The following is a 12,990-nucleotide window of genomic DNA, read 5'->3' as shown; positions in this document are numbered from 1 at the left end:
TGAATATATAGAGATAAGTTCATCCGGTAACATCAGTGAAGTTTCATTAAGAGCATGCCGGTACAAAGGAATGATAATGCTTTTTAATAGATTTACGCTAACCTTATTATAGGAATAAACGGGGTTTTAGCCGGTGTTGGGTGGGGCGTTTTAGGCGACACTCTGGGCTTAAAAGTGATATGTTTCTTACCACGTGCGGACCCGAGGGAGCGGCAACGGTAACTTTTACCCATTTTTTACAACTTTATACAGATAACAGACAACTCGCCGGCCGAGACGGGCAAGAATGGATGCGATACTTTTGACAAGGAGCTTCACCATGGATCTGAAATGTATTTTTGCGCTATTCACCCTGTCTGTACTGCCATGGAGTGCCAGTGCCGCTCCGGCTGCCCCCAAGGTCGTCGTAAAGTCTGAAGTTGCCTCGCCAGTGGTGTTGGAAAATACCCAAGATAAAAACTACCTGAAAATCTCGTTGGTGGGCTATCCGCTGCCGCAGGAAAAACGCAGCCCGATTAATCTGGCGTTGGTCATCGATCGCTCCACCTCAATGAGTGGCGATCGTATCGAAAACGCCAGAAAGGCGGCGATCGCCGCTGTTAACATGCTCAACGGTAATGACACGCTTTCGGTCGTTGCCTATGACTCGGGGGTTGAGGTGGTGATCCCGGCTACCAAGGTCAAAGATACCAAAGAACTGATTAATAAAATTAACAAAAGTATTGAACCTCGTGGGATGACGGCGCTGTTTGCCGGGGTGAGCAAGGGCATCGATCAGGTGAGCAAGCATCTGGATAAAGAGCAGGTTAACCGCATTGTTCTGCTTTCCGACGGGCAGGCCAACGTTGGGCCAACCTCCAACAGCGAACTGGCCGAGCTGGCCAAACTGGCGGCCAAGAAAGGTATCGCCATTACCACCATTGGCATTGGTGATGGTTACAACGAAGATCTGATGACCACCATTGCGGGCTATAGCGATGGCAACCATGCCTTTGTTGAGCAATCCAGCGATCTGGAAAAGACCTTCGCCCACGAGTTTAACGACGCCATGTCCGTGGTGGCGCAGGACGTGGTGGTAGTGATCAAAACCGCCGATAAGGTTACGCCGGTTCGTCTGTTGGGGCGTGATGGCAGCATCAGCGGCAATACGGTCACCGTAAAACTGAACCAGCTGTATTCCAATCAGGAAAAATATGTTCTGCTGGAAGTGATCCCGGCCAAGGGCAGCAACGCCCAGAGCAAACCGCTGGCCGATGTGAACGTGCGTTATGCCAACCTGAGCACCAAACAGGTCGATACCTTCAATGAGAAGGTGGCGGTGCGTTATAGCCAATCCGCTAAGGACGTGAGTGCCGCTCAGGTTGATGAGGTGCTGGTGGACTCGGCCATTCAGAAGGCGGCAATTGAAAATGAGCGCGCGGTAGAGCTGATGGATGCAGGCAAAATGGAAGAAGCCAAACAGGTATTTAGCGCTAACGCGGCAGCCTTGGAAAGTTTGCCTGTCAGCGCCGCGCCAGCCAGACAAAAAGCCGAAGCCAGCGCGCAGAAGAACAAAGACCTGATGGGTAAAATGGAGAGCGACAGCAAGGAATCGACCCGTAAGGCCGTGAAAGAACAGAACTACAACATCAAAACCCAGAAGAACCAGTAGCAGGGAGCCTAATGAGCCAGCGTACTTCCAGAAGTTTGACGGTATTTATCATCATCACCGTGGCGGTCTTCAGCCTGATCGCCTATCTGGGAGTGCGCACCCTTGAGCACGAAGTGTTGCTACGCCATTACCAATCCCAAACCATGGCGCAGACGCGCGTCACGCAAGCCAGCGACAGCGTTATGGATATTCTGCGGCAGAAAGCGACGCGGCTGGACGCGATCACCGACTACATTCAACCCAACGAACAGGCGCTCAAGGAGCTGGTCGAGAAGGATCACGACATTGATGGCGTGTTTGTCCTGCAGAAAAATCGGTTGTTGTACCCCAACGAAAACGGCCCGCTGAGCCAAAAAGAACTCGCCTGGGTTCAGGCCATTACACCGCTGGTGAACGATCCTTCCTTGCTGTATGGCCACAACGTAAAAAGCGAAATGGCTATCCCACAATCCGGCTGGTATATCACCGGCGAGGTGCAGGAGCCGCTGTTGATCTACTGGCGCACTATCGGCAGCGAGACCATCGGATTTCGGGTCCCTTATATCAAACTGCTATCGGACGTGATTAATGCGGTCAACTTCGAATTTGGCAGCGATACGTTGGTGCTGGTAGAGAACGGACGCCTGCTGTACCAAAGCAATCCTTATATCGAGCTGGGAAACCTGCAGCCGTTGGCCGAACAGAGCCTGCCTTATCCGCTTACTGGCTGGCAGGTGAGCTATTACGGTAAAGCGGCCAGTACTACGGTGGTCTACCTGTGGGGCGGGGCATTTATTCTGTTAATGCTGGCCATCATGGGCTTGATCATTTTCCGCCTTTACCGGGAATATACCCAGACAGCACGGCTGGCGCGCCAGCAGGTGAGTTTTGTCAGCCAGGTGTCCCACGAGCTGAAAACGCCGCTGACCAATATCACGCTGTATGCCGAGTTGCTGAAAGAGGAGCTGGACGAACAGCACGATGAAGGGTTGCGCTATCTAGATGTGATTATCGGCGAGAGCCAGCGCTTATCGCGCCTGATCCAGAACATTTTGAGTTTTACCCGTGAGCCGAAGCTGCACATTCAGCCCATCGATCTCAACCCGTTGCTGACTAATATCGCGCAGACTTTCATGCCGTCATATCAGGCAAAGGGGATGACGATTTCCCTCTCGTTAGGCGAAAATGTGGTGGTGCAGAGTGATATCGATCGCCTGACGCAGATCATCAATAACCTGCTGAGCAATGCGGATAAGTATGCCACGGCCGGGAAACAGGTCGATGTGCAGGTGGAGTGCAGTGCGGACAATGTGGATATCCACGTGCGGGATTATGGTGCCGGTATCGCCGAGAAAGAGCTCAGGATGATTTTCCTGCCCTTTTACCGGGTCAAGTCAGGTATTACCGAGGGTGTTTCGGGCACCGGCATTGGCCTGACGATTGCCCAGCAGCTGGCGCACAGCCTGGGCGGGGAGATCCTGGTGGCTCCGCAGTCGCCTGGGGTACGCTTCACCTTACGGCTGGCGCGTAACCTGATTACAGCACCGTAGCCGTTGTTTTTGGATAAGTGCCGCAGAGTGACTTCTATACCTGACAACAACCGCGCTCTAGCTCCCTCTCCTTTTTGGGGAGAGGGTTGGGGTGAGGGGAAAACACAGCGCTGTAGCCGATGATATCGCCCACATCAGGCGGTAATCGCCACCGCTAATCGTATTAACTACAGGAAGTCGTAATGAAAATACTGGTCGTTGAAGACGATACGAACATTCGCCAGGGATTGGTAGAAGCGCTCTACCGTGAGGGTTACAGCCTGATCGCCGCAGAGAATGGCAAAGTAGCGCTGGAGATGTATCAGCAGGAAAAACCGGATTTTATCATCCTCGATATCATGATGCCGGAGCTGGATGGCTATGCGGTATGCCGGGAGATCCGCAAACAGGATGAACAGATCCCGATTATCTTTTTGTCTGCCAAGGATGAAGAGATCGACCGGGTGGTCGGGTTGGAGCTGGGAGCAGATGATTACATCAGCAAGCCGTTTGGCATTCACGAGATCCGCGCCAGGATCAAAACTATCGCCAGGCGTTGCCTGCGTAGCAAAACCGCGCAGCCAGATGTCAGCTTTGGTTTTGGTGATTTAACCGTGTACCCCAATGAGTTGTGTGCTCAGCGCCAGACGGTGAGGTTGGAGCTTTCACTGCGCGAGGTGAAAATCCTGGAATGTCTCTATCAGCATAAGAATAAGGTCGTCACGCGCGAGATGCTGTTCGATGCTGCCTGGGGCTATGATTTCCTGCCTAACAGCCGCACGTTGGATCAGCATATCTCCAAGCTGCGCAAGACCATTGAGCTCGATGCGAATAGTCCGTTGCTGATCCGCACCGTGCATGGGATGGGGTATCGGTATTTGGGGTGAGTGCTGGGTGATTAAATATGTGTCTCACCCCTTAAACACCTGCCCCCGATGCCACTCCACAAACGTATCCAAAGGATAATGTTCGGCGATCTTTGGCAACCGAATCGTCTTCCCAGCAAAGTCCCAGAACAATTGGTCGATCATATGGGTACCGTTCACACCTGCTGAAACCAGCAGTTTCATGCCGTCGTCGAGCCCGATGGCTCCCATATCGAATGCCGAGTGGTGCAATGAGCACAGCGCTAATCCGTTGGTTACGGTGCAGGGGCCGCCGTGTTGCTTCCATTTGATATGCGCCGCCTCTAAGCCAACGGGCGTAGTGTCGTGCTGCAGGTTATAGCCGCACACCGCGCATTGATAGTTATAGGCGCGTAAGATCGTTTGCCGGAATGCCGGGTCGCGTGCTTTACGTATTCCATCAAGCTGAAAGTCCAGGCGGTTGGCTATCAACTCTTGAACGCTGTCGGGGAAATGCTCACACAGAATTTGCTGTGCAAGTTTGTCGATCAGGGCGGGCTGGCTCCGTAGCAACTGATAGCTTTCTTCGTCGAAGCCGCCGCTGACGCCATGTTCAATTATTTCCCGCTTCGGTGGCTCTTTGCTGCCTTTCTGCGGGCTGCAAAGCTCTGCATTCTGTAACTCCCAGAACCCGTCGCCGCGTAAACGCCAGAACGGCATGGTGGGGTAATGGTCGCGCCGTTGCGGGCCAAAGCTATTGAGTAATTTCAGCAAGGGGGCGTGGATTTCTTCGCCGTAATTGAACAGCCGCTCGTGTCCTTGCTGATATTGGGATAGCACATACAGCAGCAGTAACGGCTTATGTGGTGCGCGCTGATCGCCTTTGCGCCACACGGTCAGATGAGAGATGGCAGTTTGCAGTTCCTGGCTGGTTTTCATCTGTGCATCCTGCGGGCATAGGTAAAGGTTGCGATCATGCTCTCAAAATGAAAGGGATTCAATAGCCTCTAGGCAAGCATCAGCGACTCACTCCTCACCTTACTGACTTTCTTACAGCGTCAGTGTCAGCATCGCCAGGTTATGATCGTGGTCATGCAATACAAAGGTATAGCCAGTGGTAATATTATAGCTCTTTGCATGGCTGAATATATCTGAGGGCTTTAGCCTTGGGTTTATTGGTGTGCTTTCATCCCAAGGAAATGGAGAGACTCTCTGCAGGGCGGAGAGTACCACGGGATCGATGCATTGGTAGTTCCTTTCTTTATAGATATCAATCCATTGGCTTGGGTAGCTGGAGGTTATCAATGTCTCCATAAAGTCTTTCTTGTTAAGTATTAAATAGGCGTATTTGAAATCGCCAAATTCCGCTATTTGTTTATCCAGATGGTTTTTAAATGCATTTTTTTCATCTTGGCTAGCAGAGAAAAATGTAGACATCAAATTACCTCAATGTGAAATAATAACGCTACTAACATAACTTGTGGGATAATAGTTTAATCTGGCCGTTATTGAACGCCTGGTAATATACTGGCTTGCCTGCTATTTTCGATAAAATAGCAAAAAAAACCTGACCTCGTTGGGTCAGGTTGCCACATTGGCCAACACCAGGGAAATTTTTACTGCCATTATCTTAAAGCCATCTTCTTGGTTGAGGCAAGTGCTCTGTGCCGGATTTTGGCTGTCTATCACCATTATTCGGTCTAGGGATTAGTATTGCCTTACGTTGATCATTGCAGCGGCCCGGTATCTGCATTGATATTCTTGCTCCTAACTCTTGGCATTATCTGAGGTAGTTACTCAGGGCTGAGTTGGTCACTCACTATTAATTGATCATTATTTGATCAGTTATGGGCCTGTTTTTCTAACGAAAAACTCTTGTAGGACCTCAATATAACCATATTGAGTCCGCGTTATTGCTGTTTGCAGCCTGCTATAAGACGCTAATCGGGCTGTTGAATTCATTCCGTTGATCAATAGATAGTTGCCACGGGGAACCAAGCTTGATCTTCACCGATAGCTAAAAAGTGAGGTCTCAGCATTGGGTTGGCGGCCTTAAAACCGCTCTCAGACGGGCTCTCATGAGATAAAACGGATTTTTTTCAATGAAAAAAGTGATTTTAATCACAAATAAAGACCCTTAAATCGCTCATTAAATGCTCATTTCGTTGCCATTATGTTGCACTGTCGTGTCTGTTAAACGGGAAGGGGTGAGACTATTCTGATTCACGAGCTAAGCAACACGTTATAGTGTTACTTTTATGGAAATGTTCTTGATCATCCTTGTGTGTTATTCGTCCGCTAATACCCTTTATCTACTGCTGTATCAGCATTTTTTAAGAAAAAGCTTATTTGTAAAGTGTGGGTGTATAAAGAATATTCTTAGTTGACTGTGAGCTTCCTAATTAACTTTTTAAACTAAAATATATACTCTTAATCCTAGGAGTTTTCATAATGAATAATAACAACTTGATAGGTATTGTCGATGAATAAAGCTGTTCGCGATCGTTTTAACCGATTTTGAATAATTGTTTTTAGCCATTAATATTGTTTTGGAAATTAAGAAAAAACTTAGCCTTGCTAAATGATATTCTGCTCATCCAACGGCGTAATGGAGTTGGTAATATAGTAAAGAAAGAAAGGAAGGGATCCTTATGCTAAATATATTGGATTTTGGGTGCCTGCCGCAGGCCGGTTCTCCATCAAAAAGACCTTTAACCTGGCCTGATACTAATAAGTATTTCCGTGAAGGCATCGTAGGCTACTGTGACTCAGTTAATACTTCCCCAGAGCAACTCAAAGTCGTATTTATTGACTTTCAATTAGCTAACCTGCGCCTTTTTCTGGAGCCGGACTGGCTAATGTATTCTGCTTGTAATCGCATTGTGCTGGTCACCGATAGTTACCTGTTACCCTTGGCCAATTACTATAAGAGCATGTTTCGGCAGGTTGATTCTGTGATCCAGAGAACGGGGGGGGCCAGTGACATTTTTGCTGAAATCGATCATGTTATTGCCGGGGAGCGGGTTTCTTCAACATCGCAAGTCAGGCTGTCTTCGCGTGAGATATGTTTATTACGCACTCTGATCCATGGTGTCACCGTGGGTGATCTCGCCAATAGGTTGCGGCTTAGTCCTAAAACAGTTTATGCCCTGCGCCATAATATTTTGGGCAAGATGGGTTTGACTAAAATGACTGATATTTTTACTCGAGCCTATTTTTCTGTCAGATAAACTATAACTACCTATTCTTATAGGGTTATCAAAACTTAATAAAATATGCGATGATTTTATATCGTAGGGTTTTTATTATTTAATTGTCGTAGGACATTTTCGAAAATTTTAGTTTTCGAATGCGCCCTTGTGTCGCATTTATTGTGCCACGCCAGTAAATATTGGCGGGAAATTAATTGATATAAATAAAGGAAGAAATTTTATGAAGAAGTTAGCTCTGGCTTTGATTGCAGCTTCAGCGTTGGGAACAATTAATCTGGCTAATGCGGACACTCGTACTGCGAACGCGACAGCGTCTTGGGATGCAAAAGCCATTAAAGATACCAGCAGCATGCTGGTTGTTACCCCGATAAAGTCACTGACCTTTAATTACGCAGAAGGTCTGGAGCGTTTCAATACTCAAGACGGCGCATTCGATATCACCATCGCTGGCCAGTCTGGCGCGAGTGATTTCAAACTGACCTCTAAAATCATCTCCAACACCCTGAGCCGCACCAGCGATGACTCTGCGCTGACCGTTGGCATTAAGTGGAATGGTAAAGCACTGTCTGAAAGCAGCGATATGGTGATGATCGATACTTCAGCAGGCATCAGCGCTGGCCTGTCTGCTCTGGCTATGGAAAGTGCTTATGCTGGTGCTAACCGTACCAGCACTCAGGGCGTGTTCGCCTTTGATATCGCGAAAGCGACCGTTGCGGGTACTGATACTGCGTTCAAAGACCTGACCGATGGTTACTGGGATGGCAACGTAAACGTTGAATTCACAGCAACTTGGGACGGTACTTTCACCACCCTGTAAGTGATTTTGTTGTCTTAACGTAGTCAGGATTGGGGTGAATAGCCCCGATCCTTATGGAATACATGATGAACCGATGGTTTCCTACGCTGATGTGCTCAGCACTATTTTATTGTACTCACGCCGGTGCAATTAACGTTGGCGCGATTACATCAATCATTTCCCCTGACCAGAGCGTTATCGCCAAGGAAGTGATTAATACCGTGGATGATGCCCGTCTGGTTAGCCTGAGGGTCGAGCGTATTTCCTCCCCCATGGAAGGGGGCGAAGTGATCCCAATGGAGAGCAAGCAGGAAATAATGGCCACGCCATCCAACCTGATTTTGCCCGGCAAGGGTAAAGATGTTTTCCGCGTTTTCTATTCTGGGCCGAAGGACGATAAGGAGCGTTATTACCGTTTAATCTGGAATGATAATCCGGTTACCGAAGAGGGGCTGTCAAAGACCAAAAAATCCGCTTCGGCAACCACCTCGGCAACCATAAGCACCATTATGGTCGTCACACCACGGAAGGATAAGTTCGATTATCAATACCGAGATGGTGTTGCTTATAACACCGGAAACAGTTCTTTCCGCGTGGTGGCATTTGGTCCCTGTAAGCAGCCACAGACCAGTGAAGAGAAAACTAAAGGGTGCCGTGAGCGTTATTACGTTATGCCGGGATTAGGCGTGCATTTGAAATTTGTTGATATCAATAATCAAAAACTCAGCGTTGGCATTTGGCACAACGAAGATTATATCAACGTGAAATAGCCTCTTTACTCATTACCTGCATCGTAAATGTTTTCCAGGTGTGGATTAGGAGGCTATTTGGGGAAGCAAATGGGTAATAATTTCATCTTAAGGACAAGAACCAAGGCTGTAGCGTTATGTATTGCTGCGGCTCTGATGTCTATGCAGGCTAACGCCAGAAACCTACAGGATGTTCGTTTAGGAAATTATCTTATCCCGGGGGTATTTGGTCAGGCGCTGACCGAAGGTATGACCATTCCTGTATTGCTACGTTACAAAGGTGGCAACCAACAAGAAAAACAAAAGGTAGCGGATGCGCTGGTGGTGCTGGAAAAAGACCGCCTGATGATAAGAGATATTACGCTGGCGGAAGAGTCTGAAGGGGCAACGTTGGCCGAGACGACCCAGACATTGATCCGTGGTCTGAAAGATCGTTTCTTTGATCAAAATACCCATATTGCCGTTTCGTCCGATGCCGATTTGAACCTGAATATCCGTTCATTTGTACTGACGCTGGACGTGAGTGAAAAAAGCTTGGGGACCGCAATTATCCCACGAACGAGTCTTCTGGGACTCTCTTCGGTGCCGCATTTCAGTTCGGTGCTAAATTACGATCTCGGTGTTTACCGCTCGCAGTTAAAAAAGGGCGAGAACACCTCGAATAACTATCTGACCCTGGATAACACCTTCGGCTTTGCGGAACATCATTTCAATGTGAACGGCTCGTTTTACGGTATTGGGGAGTCTCAGCAGGATTCTCAGCTTTACCGTGCCATGTATGAACGGGACATGAGCGGACGCCGTCTGGCATTTGGCTTGGTTGACACCTGGAACCTGCAATCGTTGGGGAACCTGTCGGCACTTAACTCCAGTAAGGTGTATGGCGTCACCTATGGCAATAAGTCCGCTACCCAGATCCAGAATACCCAATATTCGCTAACGCCAATTACCGTATTCTTACCTAGCGCGGGTGAAGTCCATATCTACCGCCAGGGGCGTCTGTTGAGCATCCAGAATTTCCCGATGGGCAGCTTTGAAGTCGATACCAGCCGTCTGCCGTATGGGATTTATGACGTTGATGTCGATGTGGTGATCGACGGCAAAACCCATTCGCGTATGCGCCAGACGATCAACAAAGCCTTCTCTGGCAATAATGGCGTAGCGCAAGAACTGAACTGGCAGCTCTATGGCGGATATGTAAATTACGACAACCGCAATAACCGCACCAACGGCAGTTCCACCAACGAAACCTATCTGGCAGGGGCGTCGGCGGCCATGTCGATCCCGGAAATTCTCAAGATCGCCTCGGTTCCGGCGATATTTGGCCTGGCGGTGCAAACCTCGACCTATACCTTCGACAAGAAGGTGGTGAATGAAACTTCGATCAACCTCAACGTGAACCAGTTCGCGAGCTTGGGCTGGCAGGGGTTGCTGTCACAGGGAGGGCGTTACCGCAATATTTTAAGCGCCAGCCTTATGCTACCGAAAGGCTTCGGCAGCGTGTGGGCCAACCGGGAGAAGAGCCATATCGGTAAGGGGTTGCCGGTCTATGAGTCTGACAGTTATTCCTATGGCGGTACCCTTAGCCTGAGCCGGTTCTTTGAACGTGGTGGGCAGCTTACGCTTAGCCGTACGGTAGATAAGCGCGAACGTAGTACCTCTAACAACCTGGAATACTCCACGTCACTATTCTCCGGGCGTTATGGCACGGTCAATCTACGCGCCGGTATCCAGCGTTATCGCTATGATTTCCAGTCCAATAGCACCAACCAGCGCTATATCTCGTTGGACTTCTCTTTGCCGCTGGCCGCCTGGTTAAGCACCGGTGTGTCTTCCAACAATGGCAACGTGCGGGCCAACCTGGCCGGCAACAAGAGCTTCGATGACTCGGCGTTTACCTCTGCCGGTTTCAACCTGGCCAAGCTGGTCAAGGATAAGCACAACGGTGACAGCGCTTATTCGGCCTCTGGCTATGCTGCCTTCGATACCAAATACAGCGCGGGCACCTTGTCGCTCTCACGGCCTGACAACAATCGCCTCAATGGTAACCTGACTGCGCGCGGCGCGGTGGCCTACAGCGATAAGAACTTCGCCGCCAGCGGTATTCAGGAGAAGTCCGGGGTGTTGGTAAAAACCGGCTTCATCGACGATGCGGTGCTGTCGGCTCAGATCGATGGCCGCAGCTATCCGCTGAGCGGTAAGAATAACTTTATCCCGTTGCCGCCGTACTCGAGCTACAAGGTTGAACTGATGAACGATAAAAACTCGATGGACAGCTTTGACATCGTCAAGGGGCGCACTCGCAATGTCACGCTGTATCCGGGCAACGTCGCCGTTTATGAGCCGGAAGTGAAACAGTTAGTGACGGTGTTCGGCCGTATGACCATGGAAAATGGCCGGGCGATCGCCAATGCCGCTGTGCGTAACCACATCGGTAAAACCATTACGGATGCGACGGGCGCCTTCCAGATGGACGTCGATAAACGCTACCCGAGCGTGTCATTGACCATGCCAGATAATGGCATTTGCGAAGTCGATCTGGATTTGGCCAAGGCCAAGGGCGTGAAGTGGGTCGGCGATGTGGTGTGCAACGTGCAGACCATTCTGGCACAACGATGAGCAAAGGGCATGACATGAAACTGCGTAATATTTGCCAGTTGGCTGGGGTACTGATGCTGGCTTCTTTCTCTAGCCAGGCGGCCAACGTGAGCAACAGTTATTTCTTTATCGAAAATCAGGTGGATGGAGAGTACTTCATCACGCCACAGAGCACCGATCCCCGTTTCAGCGGGGCCAACGCGTTTACCAAATATGCGTCAGGCGACCAACGCAGTTTGGGCTATATGGGCTATACCGGGCTGATCCAGACCAATTCGTTCGCCGATATCTGGCTGGAGGATTCTCCCATCGCTCGGCCATTTATCGGTAACCGCTGTATGAATAATGGTAGCGGTTGCCCCTCTAACGGGTATCTGCCGGGCTATATTGGCGATAATGGCGTTTATCACGTGGCGGTTAACACCAGCAGCGGTGAAGCGCGTTATGGGCGTGGTATTTTCTCTGATTCGGCTTATGAGTATTTTAAAAATGTGTCGGTAGGCTCGACGGAAATTTATAAATACCGTTTCTGCTCTACCCGCACGGACTACAACCCTGCAGCAGGGCAAAGCTGCGTCAGCGTCGGTGGTTCGCAGACCAGCCATGAGTTCACCATCACCAAAGCGGGTAATTTGCGGTTGGAATCTACCAACGCACTGCAGGAAATTTTTATCGACAGCAATGGCAATCCGGTGATGGGAACGGGTTCTCAGTTCTGCTCTGTAGGCTACATTGGCTCACTGAGTGGCGCGATCTGTAAGCTGGTGTCTTATCAGATGCAGGGGAGCACCCTTTCGCCGATGCGCATGAACATGAAGCTCAACACTGCTGCGCTTGGGTTTACGCCTGCGGCAAATACCATTCGCCTGAGTGCCGATGGTGCCAGTGGTTGGGTGAACTACAGCGCCACGACCAATGCGGCGAATTTGATTAAAGCCGGTAACGGCGGTATTTATGTCTTTTTATCGCAGACTTTCCTGAAGAACCTGATCGATCGGGGTGTGGATCTGAGCCACAGCCAGGATTTCTTCACTTTCCTGTTTACCAGTACGGTGGCACCGCAGTCCGGATATTACGAATTCTCGCCTTCGAACACTATCTTGCTGATCCCGCGCGATTATGGGATTAGCATTATCTCCAAAGACCTGGTGCTTAATCCCAAGCGTGAAGGCAAAGTCGGCAGCACAGAACCGCCGATCGTGTTCGACTATATTGTGACTACCTCTGGCCCAAGACAGGCTGATAGCATTACCGCGCAGGTTTACGGTCCGGCAGGGCAGGTCAATGGGCGCCCGTACTGCGTCTTTTCCTCTACCGACGGTAAGCTTAGGGTGCCGTTCTCGGCCTATCTGGCTTATACCGATAACGTCGGGCAAGTTGTCCGCACGCGTGCCAGCTGTGATGATGCACCTATCAGCCTGAATGCGGCGCGATGGGTAAGAACCGCCTGGCCGGTTCCCTCACAAAACGATGGCAGCTTTTATCGCACCGAGTTGTCTCTCAGCTTCCCGATGAATGAGGGCAATTCGATGTGGACCATAGATGGGCGGGATTGGATGGGGATTGTCAGCGCCACCGGTGAGGTAAGGGTCAGGGCGGTCTGGACCGGCCCTGATATCCATTAGGATTGA

10 protein-coding genes are annotated in these 12,990 nt (G+C 49.9%); 8 read left to right on the top strand and 2 right to left on the bottom strand.

Annotation, left to right across the window (positions count from 1 at the left end; genetic code table 11):
* The first annotated feature begins 319 nt into the window (after positions 1-319).
* From AC6HVW_RS18580 to AC6HVW_RS18570, 3 genes are all read left to right on the top strand, one after another.
* Positions 320-1,651 (top strand): vWA domain-containing protein, encoded by a 1,332-nt coding sequence (locus AC6HVW_RS18580; protein WP_065684351.1) that lies wholly within the window; start codon positions 320-322, stop codon positions 1,649-1,651.
* 11 nt (positions 1,652-1,662) lie between these two features.
* Entirely contained in the window at positions 1,663-3,180 is a 1,518-nt protein-coding gene (locus AC6HVW_RS18575; RefSeq protein ID WP_186486795.1) for a sensor histidine kinase, read from the top strand.
* Between the two features lie 182 nt (positions 3,181-3,362).
* Entirely contained in the window at positions 3,363-4,046 is a 684-nt protein-coding gene (locus AC6HVW_RS18570) for a response regulator transcription factor (RefSeq protein WP_071682437.1), read from the top strand.
* A gap of 24 nt (positions 4,047-4,070) precedes the next feature.
* On the opposite strand, the gene AC6HVW_RS18565 is transcribed toward AC6HVW_RS18570, so the two are convergent.
* Both AC6HVW_RS18565 and AC6HVW_RS18560 read right to left on the bottom strand, forming a co-directional pair.
* Complete coding sequence (locus AC6HVW_RS18565) at positions 4,071-4,943, bottom strand: phosphorothioated DNA-binding restriction endonuclease (RefSeq protein ID WP_497569589.1); 873 nt, start codon at positions 4,941-4,943, stop codon at positions 4,071-4,073.
* A gap of 111 nt (positions 4,944-5,054) precedes the next feature.
* Positions 5,055-5,441 carry an autoinducer binding domain-containing protein gene (locus AC6HVW_RS18560; protein ID WP_071682445.1) on the bottom strand — a complete coding sequence of 129 codons (387 nt, stop codon included), beginning with the start codon at positions 5,439-5,441 and terminating at the stop codon, positions 5,055-5,057.
* A 1,214-nt stretch (positions 5,442-6,655) separates the two neighbouring features.
* Between AC6HVW_RS18560 and AC6HVW_RS18555 the strand changes: the two genes are divergently transcribed.
* The 5 genes from AC6HVW_RS18555 to AC6HVW_RS18535 all read left to right on the top strand — a co-directional run bounded on the left by AC6HVW_RS18555 (position 6,656) and on the right by AC6HVW_RS18535 (position 12,984).
* Entirely contained in the window at positions 6,656-7,234 is a 579-nt protein-coding gene (locus AC6HVW_RS18555; RefSeq protein ID WP_166734018.1) for a LuxR C-terminal-related transcriptional regulator, read from the top strand.
* 202 nt (positions 7,235-7,436) lie between these two features.
* On the top strand, positions 7,437-8,033 hold the full coding sequence (gene ecpA / locus AC6HVW_RS18550; protein WP_071682447.1) for a common pilus major fimbrillin subunit EcpA: 597 nt from the start codon (positions 7,437-7,439) through the stop codon (positions 8,031-8,033).
* 65 nt (positions 8,034-8,098) lie between these two features.
* Complete coding sequence (locus tag AC6HVW_RS18545) at positions 8,099-8,782, top strand: EcpB family pilus assembly chaperone (RefSeq protein ID WP_071682448.1); 684 nt, start codon at positions 8,099-8,101, stop codon at positions 8,780-8,782.
* Between the two features lie 135 nt (positions 8,783-8,917).
* Positions 8,918-11,380, top strand: coding sequence for a CS1-pili formation C-terminal domain-containing protein (locus tag AC6HVW_RS18540; RefSeq protein ID WP_137751111.1), 2,463 nt, complete (start codon positions 8,918-8,920; stop codon positions 11,378-11,380).
* Positions 11,381-11,394: 14 nt separating this feature from the next.
* Entirely contained in the window at positions 11,395-12,984 is a 1,590-nt protein-coding gene (locus AC6HVW_RS18535) for a fimbrial adhesin EcpD family protein (protein WP_071682503.1), read from the top strand.
* Positions 12,985-12,990 lie beyond the last annotated feature (6 nt).

This window comes from Serratia sp. NCCP-200, assembly GCF_059697885.1.
This window is presented reverse-complemented; position numbering and strand designations above follow the sequence as displayed.

Coding starts and splice junctions, on each gene's coding strand:
- AC6HVW_RS18570 (WP_071682437.1), top strand. CDS start 3,363: ATGAAAATACTGGTCGTTGAAGACGATACGAACATTCGCCAGGGATTG.
- AC6HVW_RS18555 (WP_166734018.1), top strand. CDS start 6,656: ATGCTAAATATATTGGATTTTGGGTGCCTGCCGCAGGCCGGTTCTCCA.
- AC6HVW_RS18540 (WP_137751111.1), top strand. CDS start 8,918: ATGTCTATGCAGGCTAACGCCAGAAACCTACAGGATGTTCGTTTAGGA.
- AC6HVW_RS18580 (WP_065684351.1), top strand. CDS start 320: ATGGATCTGAAATGTATTTTTGCGCTATTCACCCTGTCTGTACTGCCA.
- AC6HVW_RS18535 (WP_071682503.1), top strand. CDS start 11,395: ATGAAACTGCGTAATATTTGCCAGTTGGCTGGGGTACTGATGCTGGCT.
- AC6HVW_RS18565 (WP_497569589.1), bottom strand. CDS start 4,943: ATGAAAACCAGCCAGGAACTGCAAACTGCCATCTCTCATCTGACCGTG.
- AC6HVW_RS18560 (WP_071682445.1), bottom strand. CDS start 5,441: ATGTCTACATTTTTCTCTGCTAGCCAAGATGAAAAAAATGCATTTAAA.
- ecpA (WP_071682447.1), top strand. CDS start 7,437: ATGAAGAAGTTAGCTCTGGCTTTGATTGCAGCTTCAGCGTTGGGAACA.
- AC6HVW_RS18575 (WP_186486795.1), top strand. CDS start 1,663: ATGAGCCAGCGTACTTCCAGAAGTTTGACGGTATTTATCATCATCACC.
- AC6HVW_RS18545 (WP_071682448.1), top strand. CDS start 8,099: ATGAACCGATGGTTTCCTACGCTGATGTGCTCAGCACTATTTTATTGT.